Raw genomic sequence first — 9,240 nt, 5'->3', positions numbered from 1 at the left:
GCAGTAGTGCGATCGGTGAATACCCGCTACTCGGCGGTGGTGTCCGGCTCTTCGGCCTGCTCGGCTTGCTCGGCTTGCCCTTCCCGCTCTTCTTCCGACCGCGCTGCGACGAGCGCTCCCTGTGCAACGCTATACAGTGGGTTCTCAGCCTGACGGACATCGCTAATCGAGAACGGAATCTCAGAGTCGTTGATCCGTTCGGCGAACAGCTCTTCAAAGCCGTCAGGACTCGATGTCCCGCCAGTTACGACAACCGGGACATCCAGTCCCTCCTCGACATCCTCTTCATCAACCTCACTGATGATGTTCTCGATGACGTAGTCGAGGAGATTATCGTAATAAATGCTCAGCGCACCCTCAATCCCACCGACATCCGTCTCGAAGTTTAGCGCGAAGTCTTCCTCTTTTACCGAGGTAACCTTATCGACGGGCGTGCCAGTCGCCTGTGCAGCTTGCTCGTCAATCCAGTCACCACCGCGTGCGATAGAGAACTTCATGACGGGGACTGCATAGTACGACAGACAGACGTTGGTCATCCCTGCGCCGAAGCTGATACCGAGGCCGGTGAACTCACGATTTGCTAGCTCGGAGTAGATAACAGCCATCCCCTCATTGATCGGCTCCGGGCTGTATCCCATATCAGTAAGCAATGACTCAATGGTCTTTTGATGATACAGCGTCGAGACATCGGCGTCGATAGGGTCCGCAGGAACCGAGAAAAACAGCCGCTCGTTCGGATACTCCGGTTGTCCGACTACCTGTTCAGTAATGAGCTTAATCATCGGAATGGCTGATTGCTCGTCGCTTGAGAGAATCCCAGCCTGCATCGGTCGCCGTGTCTCCTCACTGAAGATGTTCGCGAAATTCAGGGCGTCATCACCAACGATATAGACCCGATCATCTTTGCGGATGTGGAGAACGTCACTTCGCGACAGCATTTGTTCGGCCATGTCGCTGTAGTCAATTTCAACAAAGGAGTTCCGCTGCTGCACGAACACTGTCTCGTTACCGTCTTGACGTGCAGACAGGAGGTTCATCGTACCAACATCGAGACCTTGGGGCATACAGTTGTATTCCTCCCACCAAGTTGAAAAAACTAGCCTATAATATAGAACCAATTACAACTTACGTACCAACACTACAGCGACGGTGCGTAGGAGTCTACTAACACGGTAAAACCTACGCTCCCAGACTGACGCCGTAGATGTCATGTGGCTCAGTCAGACGGATTAATCGAATAATAATGACCGAAGACGTCTCATAAGTCCCTTCTGCTCCTCGACACCAGTTTCCACATCATCGCCTTCACTCTGTTCATTCCGGAACTCGGTAAGCGCGTTGACCTGCTCTTCGGTTCCAGTACCTCGGTCCGTCTTTGATTGGCCTCCCTGCAGTTGCCTGAGTCCGTCTACTGCGTCGTCAACGTCGTTGCTGTCGGCCCGTGTCGTGGTCGCCTCGGAGTTCTCGATGGCCGTCCGGTCGAGGTCCGAGTCTGTGTCCGGCATATCCAGATTCAGCCGCTTCGTCTTTGGCTGTTGTTCGACGCCACCCCACGATAGCTCCGCCCCCTCCAGAGCCTGCTGTATGTCGTTGTCGACATCGGCTTTGCTGACCGACTCTGATTCACTCTCGGCTGACTCAAGCGATTCGGTCGATTCGCTTGGGGCTGTCGCCTGCTCAAGATAATGCGCGACCAGTGCCGCTCCTGTCGAAGCTGCAAGCGTAACTAGGCCAGTAGCGTAGACGCTAATCGTCCAGACGCTCCCATTGATACCCTCACTGGTTGTCCATCCGTACGGGAAGACATCAACCAGAATTACAGTTGCAGCGAGACAGAAGACCGCGCCAGCGGCACTAACAAACCGGGTCTTGAAACCCACCGGGAGGAGCACGACGACGCTCAATAGCACGGAGGGAAGCCCGATGAACCCGACGACGAGTGCGACCTCTCGGATCTGCCAGTAAAGTGTACTCCCGGATTCAAGCACGTTACTGTACAAAAAGAGGCAGAATCCGACAACGGCAAGCGTGACCCCAGCGAAGAAGAGGCCAAACCCGACATAGATGTCTCGCTCTTTCGCCGGTTCGCCGATATAATCGTGATAGGCCGACCTGAGCGTGTCGCGATAGCCCGACACAGGATCGGAAGATTCGGGGGACCTGTTCGATGTAGATGCAGGGCTCATTCAATTTGTCATTTTGTTCGGATGGGTGTTAAAGATGAGCTTACTCAATTCTCCCGGCGATAATTCGAGATCATAATCCCACGATTCACGTCGTAAATAGTGCTGATAAGCGGGGTTTCACTTCATTCCTGTACCACCGCTGGCTGATGGTCGGTGCCACGGTCGAACTTGGCCCTGTACTGCCGGGAGACGTACCAGACGGCAGTGGTACCGACGGCGACGAGAGTCAACCATATTACCGGCAGGAGACCAACCGAGACGTCTCTCACATTTGTCGAAATGAACGCGGTGATAGTCGCGATATACGCTCCACCCATGCGCTGGATGTGCTCGAAAAACCACGTGCGGGGTTCGAGGTCAGTGGCGCGAAACTGGCGGATATCGCTCACAGTCGCGGTGAGCGCGATACCACAGAAGACGAGCATGATGATTCCGAACTGGTTCCCGTCGCTGAGGAACCACGTACCCATGGCGGCAAGGCGACGCCAGACACACCGAAGAGTCCGGTGGCCACCCAGTCGACGATGCTATGGGTGTCGATAGTTCGTTTCCGGGAGAGGACACGATAGCCGGAGAACGCGACGTAGAAGCTGAACACGGCGACGAAGCCAAGGAACACCCGGAGCATCGTTTGGCCGACCACGAGCAGTCCGAGTACCGTGACCGAGACGACTGCCATCGCGTACACGTACGTGCGGCCGAGCCGTCGCTGCCAGGAGCACCTTTTTTCGTGAGGAGCGCGCCAGCACCGGCCGTGAGTGCGACGAAGCCAAAGAGGACGTGAACGCCGAGGGTGGTGTGTTCAAGGAATGCCATGATACCGATACTTCTGAAAATCATATAAACAGGCCTGTGACACGGTGAGGCGGTCATTTCCATCGGTGGACAAATACGTCAGTATCACTGACTGTGCCCGACTCGTGCCCTGTATTCAGCACAGCCACTGCAGACTCCCAGTGAGCAGGGGTTTCAACAGAGTCAGCTGATCTAGCTCCGGACACCTGTCGGGACTACTTCCGACGCTCGATCGAAGACCTATACAACTCGTTGTAGCCGCTGTAGAGCGAGTTATTTCCTCATAGCAGCGATTGAAAAAACCCAGCGAGGATGCGAATTGACTGCGGTGAATTCAGTTGCTCAGGGAGAAGGTGTGAGTATCGTCCGAGAAATAGGGTGGCTAATCGGTGCGGCGTGTGGCGAAAACGTGACGATTACAGGGGCGTCTCCGTCGGCGCAGCCAATAGATATGCCAGCTATCCACAGCGTGACTTTATGTGTCGCCTACAGCTACAGTCTGCCACTTGACGAACGATGAGTGCTGACCAATCGCTCGAAATTCTTGTCGTGGCCCTTCTCTACATGTCCATATTTGTGATGGTCATCGGACCGGCTCTTGAGTCGGTTACCGGCCTGCAAGCGCTCTCAGCGGACGGTGTGAGAGGCATTGAACGCACATGGGCGTTAGTCTCAAACCCACAGGGCTGGTTACTCTGTCTCGGCTACGTCCCCGTCCATTACACGTACCTGTTGGTCCGCGCACGACTCGCTGGTGAACCGATTGATGTCTACTGGGAGTAGTCCATTGCTCGCAGAACGGTATACAGGTGAATACAATGGGACTCTGTGTTGTCTTGCAGTGGTGATTTCACGGCTGCGCTCGAAGCGCGGGAGAGTGCGATGCTGTCCAACACGATGTCGTGTCCAACCGAGACACCGACACCGGGAACCATATCATCCAGGGCATTCCCGAACCACGCCCCCTCTATGACTACCACCATCCCGGTTAACCCTGAGCGAGCGCACGGCATCGACACCACCGGTGCCGATTCGGCGATGAGCAGTAACCGCCGCGGTCAGTGGTTGACCTTGCAACGCACCCGGAGGACTGAGAAGGTCAAATGGCCGTCTACCGGCGGTGTACTTGTCCCAAATACCGCTCACGTCATACGCGAGTGTCCGAGTGATCGCCTCCACGGAAAGACAGGGTGAGCAATTTCATGGGAGGTTGTGAATTCATCGACGCTCTTGCTCCCACTCACGGAGGTGCGGGTTCTCCGGTGTGAACCAGCCTGCAAGCCCGTCCGCATCGGTTCGGATGCCGACGGCCCGCCGTGACCAGTCGACCACGGCTTTCCCCGCTGAGAAAACGACCACAGGAGCGAAAACCGATAGATCGAGTCCGGACGCACCACCCGCAGCGTCAGGAATAACGAGCCCACCGAAAACCAGATCGAGTATGAGTCCGAGCACCAACAGGCCGATAATAGTCACAGGAACCACGACAATCGCCAGCATAATATAAAAGGCAACGACCCGCTGTGCCGCCTCAACTGTCATATATGCCGACCAGTCTTCGTACGTCCTCGGTACGAAATACTCCCGTCGGAGTTCAGCGAGTTGCGACGTACAGACTAGCAGTGATCCGAGTATGACAGTCGGTGACCGAAGGGCAGTCACCGGATTCGACAGGGTGTTAGTTAGATAGCCCCACAGTATGGCGAGAAACAGCACGACGGCCAGCGACCGTCCGACAACAGGGAAGTTCCGCCGATACACCGGGGGGAGGCGCGACTCGACTGCATCCGGAAACACGCTTTTGAGCCTGTCCATCGGTTCGGGCTCGCCGCTCCAGTTGTCCTCGTCGATCTCCTCGCGTCTCCCGTAGCCAACGATATAGAATTCGCGGTCTTTTAGGACGACTGGCTGTTTCGCGAACAGTGCTGCCACGCTGTAGGCAGCCACCATTACGACGACCTCGATCCAGTAGAGGACCAGTATTTCGGCTGCACGCCATCCCAGAACCACGACTCCTGCTACCGGAAGTGAATTCGAGACAAGAACAAGAGTCAGTGTGAGCCACTGCCGGTCAGCAGGTCGCTGGAGGGCCGCTGAAGACATCCAGAAGGGGTGTCAGTACGGCTGAGATAACTGTGTTTCTATTTTGACGGTCTCGTCCACCATCGAAGCAAGTAGACGATTGCGGACATCCAGAATGCAGCAAGGAAGACATACATTGCATCGCCTTGCGGGTATATGGACTGTGTGAACTCCAGTGAAACTGCATAGCCGATAGCAGCGACAAGGATAGGAATGCCGACGTGTGCGAGAAGGTATGGCTGCTGAGTGGTCTCTCGGAGCCAATCTCCCCGGCTATGAAGATACATTGCGACCCCTGTTAGCGGGGTCAAAACCAGTATCAGTCCGACAAGTCCGAAAGCAGAGAGAATCGACACGAGATCAGTTGTTGAAGCAAAGAAAACGGCCCAGATGACGAGTGGTGACAGGACGACATACCCGAATATAACAAGCGGCCATCCTCCGGGGAGATCGATACGTGATTCGAGCTGCTCAACGAGAGCTAACGAAAACGGATACCGCCATGCTGTCCCGAAGATGGCTTTTACCATCGCAATGAGTCCGACGGCGAATGTCCAAACCGTGACACCGAACCAAAGGGCAAAAAGTCCGGAGATAGCGATACCGGCAATCGTCGACACGGACGACGGAAGAACAGAAACATCGGTGATGCCCTGTCCAGTAAGTTCGGCATAAGTGAGGAAAGAGCCGAGTGTGATGGCTGTTATCAGCAACACGGTGAGGTGCCAGTCAAGTGCATTACGGGCGTTTCGCTTTGTGAATTCGTCAGTGGCGAGGAGGTACAGGAGTCCAGCTCCGACGACACCGGTTGGAATCGCGAAGAAATGGATGAGGATTCCACTGAGTGAGCGGTCATCGAGCAGTTTGGGTCCGGGCGTGGGTGGTGTGGAGGACATGGGTTGCGTGGCAGGCTTTGAGCTGTGGTACTGATTTCTGATTCGCTTTGCTTATGTCGACGGCAGGACGTTCAGTGGACCGTATCTGTCACGAACCCACCGAACAGTCCGTTCGGTGACGAGCAACAGTATGCTCACGAATACTAGATCAAACGCGGTGCCCCAGAGAACGATGTCACTTTGGGTCCCGCGCACGTCAGTCCCAGTGACCGTGAGGACGCCACCGAGTGCGAACATGACAAGACTCAACTGGAACCCAGCGAGCACAAGTGTGCGGATTCCGGCCGTGTCCGAGAAGGTAAGGAATCCGCGAGTGGAGAGCCGATCCAGCGGGGTGTTTGCGTTCAGCGCATGTTTGCCCTCGGGCGACACCGGCCAGTCCGACTCTGGATGGTTGATGTAGTACAGGCTGATCGAGTCAGGATACGTCTCAGTTGCGACAACGTCGATCTCCTGTAGTTCCTGAAGCCGGTTCCGAACCGTGGCCCGACTAACGTCAGGCTTGATGCGCGCATGCAGCTGACGGATCGAAAAGAACGGTCGATCGGACGCAAGCATCGTCTCGACGACGTGTTCCTGTGTGAGTGTGTTGTCGAGGTTCCGGTCAATCCGTTCATCGATCCAGGTTGGAATCGCGGACACGGTACCGTCGGATAGTTGACGGGGATAATTAAAATCAGACGAGGATTTCATCCCCTTGAACTGCAATTTGACGGCCGTGAAACGGAGAGCGCCTATCTTCAGTAGCTGAGAAACCACCATACGACACCGAGTTGGGATGCAGCCTCTGAAAAAACAAACCGACGGAGGTTCGGAGCCGCGGACTCCCAACAGGATGTGGAACCACGAATAGTGAGCGCTCTCAACGGGAGCGGCTGTGTTGAGACGACTACCAAAGCCGAGAGCAGTTCGTGCTGGCCTGGATCGCCAACAAAGCGACGAAACTGTTCACCCCCTGTCGATGACACACCTTTCGCGTTGGAGACAGACCGACATCCTCCCCGCGCTAAAGCACGGGGCTTTCTCCTCGACTCTCGGTAATCGTAGACTTCGAGTATTGCTTCAGGAATCGGCCTTAGAGTTCGTACTCGATTGCCCAGTGGTGGAGTGCGCAAACACGGGAAACAGCGATTCCGTCCTTGCAGTCGGTGTGTACTCCATGCGGGGTGGAACTTCGTTGTAGGCTTTACGGCCGAGTAACCCTGCTTCGTTCAACTCTTTCAGCCGCGTCGAGAGCGTGTTCGGCGCGACATCGAGGTTGGTCTCAACATCGCTAAACCGGAGCGGCTCCTCGGCGAACGCGAACGCGCTAAGAACCGCCAGTGTGTGGGCCTTCCCGATGAGGTATACTTTCCGCGATGAACGACCACGGCGTCACGCGATTCGTGACGTTGATTGGTGCAGGTGTCCGCGAGGACGGTGAATCCGTCACCCATATCAACTGCATCGTTTACTCACTACTCTCTGCCGTATCGAGACTGCAAGATGTGAGCGATAGGTAGGCTGAATGTGACCAACAGCTTGAACATACTTGACAGTATTTCGGTGTGTGCGGGATGTTACTCGATTTCCAACTGACTACTTCCGCCGCCGTCCTCAGCATCGCTCTCGTCCCACTCAAGTTCGAACTCGACACTCAGCTCGGTCATGTTACCTGCCGGCCCTTCACGTTCAGCTTTGACTTCGAAGGTCGGTCGAGCAGGGGGAGTCAGTGTTACGGTCTCAGAGCCTGCTTTCAGAGTGATATCAGCCCCGCTGTCGAGATTGTCCGCGACTGTCCGGAGGTACGATGCAATCTCTTCTCGACGCTGGTCACGTTCCGATTTGAACAGCACTTCTTCTGGCATACGGGAAGTAGTACACAGGCTGTCCAAATAAACCCGCCCTCCAGACGACTACATCACGAACAGGCTTCGGTCTCTTCTCTCGAAAAAATCTTGTTCTATTCCCAGCGCGGGACAGTTATCGTATCGCTGGGTGTACTAAATCCGATATGCAACCGATGACAGACCACCATTCTGTGGACGTGGCATCGTTCGAAGCGAGCGATGATCACATCGCCATTCTCGAAGAGTGGAGAAACAGGCGGTAGATCGGTCTGTTTTCTATAACGGTTCAGCGCCGATAAAGTATGTCAGCAATCCAGTCTTCGAGGAATGGACTAGCTGGTGGCTGTGTCCGGAATTATTATTTTGTTGATGTTTACCTCGAACAGCACTGTACCGATTAACGGGCTGTCGATAATATGTTCACACGGTCGATGACGACTGACTCTCTTCCCGGAGCGCAGTGATGCTGCTGTAGACGACAGCACCGCTGACCAGCAGTGCGGAACCAAGGATGAGCGCCAGACTGACCGTATTCAGGGCGTCGATACTGTAGACGTTGCCGATTTCACGGACTGCGACGGCGAGAGCCCCACCGAGCAACATGAGCCCGAAGTACACCTTGATCTCATCCTCGTCGACGATGCTCGTCGCAGCGGACCCTACGCGGGCCCCAAAGGCGCTTCCCGCCAGCAGTGGGAGCACGATACCGAGGTCGACACCGCCGTCCAGCGCGTACAGGAAGCTCCCGAGCCCGCCGGAGAAGACAATCTCGAAGAGGTCAGTCCCGACAGCGATGGGGACGGGAACTCCGATGAGATAGAACAGCGCGGGCATACGGATGAATCCGCCGCCGACACCGAGGAAGCCCGAAAGCAAGCCGGTGACGAACGCGACACCAAGTATCATCCAGAGGGAGACGCTGACGCCGCCACGGAGCGATATCATCGGCGGGATGCGGTACGATTGAATCGTTTTAGCTATCTCCGGGATGTCGTCGGCGTCGATGTCGCCTGCTGCGGCATCGTGGTCAATCCCCTCGCCGCTATCGCCACCTCGAAGTGCCTCGTAGGTGACGAACGCGCCGATACCGCCCAGGAGGACGACGTACGTGACGCTGATGATACTGCCAGCCAGCCCGAGCGCCTCCAGATGGAGGACAATCTCTTTCCCGGCTTCGATGCCGGCAGTCGTCCCGGCGATCATCAGCACTCCCAGTTTGTAATCGACCTGTCCCATGTCTCTGTGCTTCAGTGTGGCAATGACCGATGTACCGAACACAAACGCGAGCCCACTTCCGACGGCGACTCGGGTGGGATACCCCATCACTAGGAGCGCCGGGGTGACAAGGAACGACCCACCCATCCCGAAGAAGCCAAAGAGAACGCCGATGAGCAGGCCGAACCCGACAAACAACACCACCATCGCCAGGCTGAGTCCAAGTATCTCCATCGG

10 protein-coding genes are annotated in these 9,240 nt (G+C 55.8%); 1 reads left to right on the top strand and 9 read right to left on the bottom strand.

From position 1 onward, the window contains the following. Nucleotides 1-26: 26 nt before the first annotated feature. From D3D01_RS17550 to D3D01_RS24200, 3 genes are all read right to left on the bottom strand, one after another. Complete coding sequence (locus D3D01_RS17550; protein ID WP_101351562.1) at nt 27-1,064, bottom strand: hypothetical protein; 1,038 nt, start codon at nt 1,062-1,064, stop codon at nt 27-29. Between the two features lie 165 nt (nt 1,065-1,229). Next, entirely contained in the window at nt 1,230-2,138 is a 909-nt protein-coding gene (locus D3D01_RS17545; RefSeq protein ID WP_101351561.1) for a permease, read from the bottom strand. 170 nt (nt 2,139-2,308) lie between these two features. After that, on the bottom strand, nt 2,309-2,656 hold the full coding sequence (locus D3D01_RS24200; RefSeq protein ID WP_198560263.1) for a hypothetical protein: 348 nt from the start codon (nt 2,654-2,656) through the stop codon (nt 2,309-2,311). A gap of 841 nt (nt 2,657-3,497) precedes the next feature. Here D3D01_RS24200 and D3D01_RS17535 point away from each other — a divergent pair. After that, a complete protein-coding gene (locus D3D01_RS17535; RefSeq protein ID WP_121513133.1) occupies nt 3,498-3,764 on the top strand; it encodes a hypothetical protein in 267 nt (88 codons plus the stop codon). 435 nt (nt 3,765-4,199) lie between these two features. Here D3D01_RS17535 and D3D01_RS17525 read toward each other — a convergent pair whose 3' ends face one another. From D3D01_RS17525 to D3D01_RS17495, 6 genes are all read right to left on the bottom strand, one after another. After that, a complete protein-coding gene (locus D3D01_RS17525) occupies nt 4,200-5,084 on the bottom strand; it encodes a DUF6498-containing protein (protein ID WP_121513131.1) in 885 nt (294 codons plus the stop codon). A 38-nt stretch (nt 5,085-5,122) separates the two neighbouring features. Then, nucleotides 5,123-5,959, bottom strand: a complete 837-nt coding sequence (locus D3D01_RS17520) for a DUF4870 domain-containing protein (protein WP_101351557.1) — start codon at nt 5,957-5,959, stop codon at nt 5,123-5,125. Nucleotides 5,960-6,010: 51 nt separating this feature from the next. After that, nucleotides 6,011-6,601, bottom strand: coding sequence for a hypothetical protein (locus D3D01_RS17515; protein ID WP_121513130.1), 591 nt, complete (start codon nt 6,599-6,601; stop codon nt 6,011-6,013). A 420-nt stretch (nt 6,602-7,021) separates the two neighbouring features. Next, nucleotides 7,022-7,282 carry a helix-turn-helix domain-containing protein gene (locus D3D01_RS17510; RefSeq protein WP_233563479.1) on the bottom strand — a complete coding sequence of 87 codons (261 nt, stop codon included), beginning with the start codon at nt 7,280-7,282 and terminating at the stop codon, nt 7,022-7,024. 236 nt (nt 7,283-7,518) lie between these two features. Further along, nucleotides 7,519-7,806, bottom strand: a complete 288-nt coding sequence (locus D3D01_RS17500; RefSeq protein WP_121513129.1) for an amphi-Trp domain-containing protein — start codon at nt 7,804-7,806, stop codon at nt 7,519-7,521. 402 nt (nt 7,807-8,208) lie between these two features. Further along, the gene (locus D3D01_RS17495) at nt 8,209-9,237 is read right to left on the bottom strand and encodes a sulfite exporter TauE/SafE family protein (RefSeq protein ID WP_101351553.1); all 1,029 of its coding nucleotides are present in this window, start codon (nt 9,235-9,237) and stop codon (nt 8,209-8,211) included. Nucleotides 9,238-9,240 lie beyond the last annotated feature (3 nt).

Source organism: Haloarcula sp. Atlit-7R (assembly GCF_003666065.1).
Classification (GTDB): domain Archaea; phylum Halobacteriota; class Halobacteria; order Halobacteriales; family Haloarculaceae; genus Haloarcula; species Haloarcula taiwanensis.
Note: the sequence above shows the minus strand (reverse complement) of the source record. Positions and strands in the feature narration are given on the sequence as shown.

Coding starts and splice junctions, on each gene's coding strand:
- D3D01_RS24200 (WP_198560263.1), bottom strand. CDS start 2,656: ATGGGTACGTGGTTCCTCAGCGACGGGAACCAGTTCGGAATCATCATG.
- D3D01_RS17500 (WP_121513129.1), bottom strand. CDS start 7,806: ATGCCAGAAGAAGTGCTGTTCAAATCGGAACGTGACCAGCGTCGAGAA.
- D3D01_RS17550 (WP_101351562.1), bottom strand. CDS start 1,064: ATGCCCCAAGGTCTCGATGTTGGTACGATGAACCTCCTGTCTGCACGT.
- D3D01_RS17520 (WP_101351557.1), bottom strand. CDS start 5,959: ATGTCCTCCACACCACCCACGCCCGGACCCAAACTGCTCGATGACCGC.
- D3D01_RS17495 (WP_101351553.1), bottom strand. CDS start 9,237: ATGGAGATACTTGGACTCAGCCTGGCGATGGTGGTGTTGTTTGTCGGG.
- D3D01_RS17535 (WP_121513133.1), top strand. CDS start 3,498: ATGAGTGCTGACCAATCGCTCGAAATTCTTGTCGTGGCCCTTCTCTAC.
- D3D01_RS17525 (WP_121513131.1), bottom strand. CDS start 5,084: ATGTCTTCAGCGGCCCTCCAGCGACCTGCTGACCGGCAGTGGCTCACA.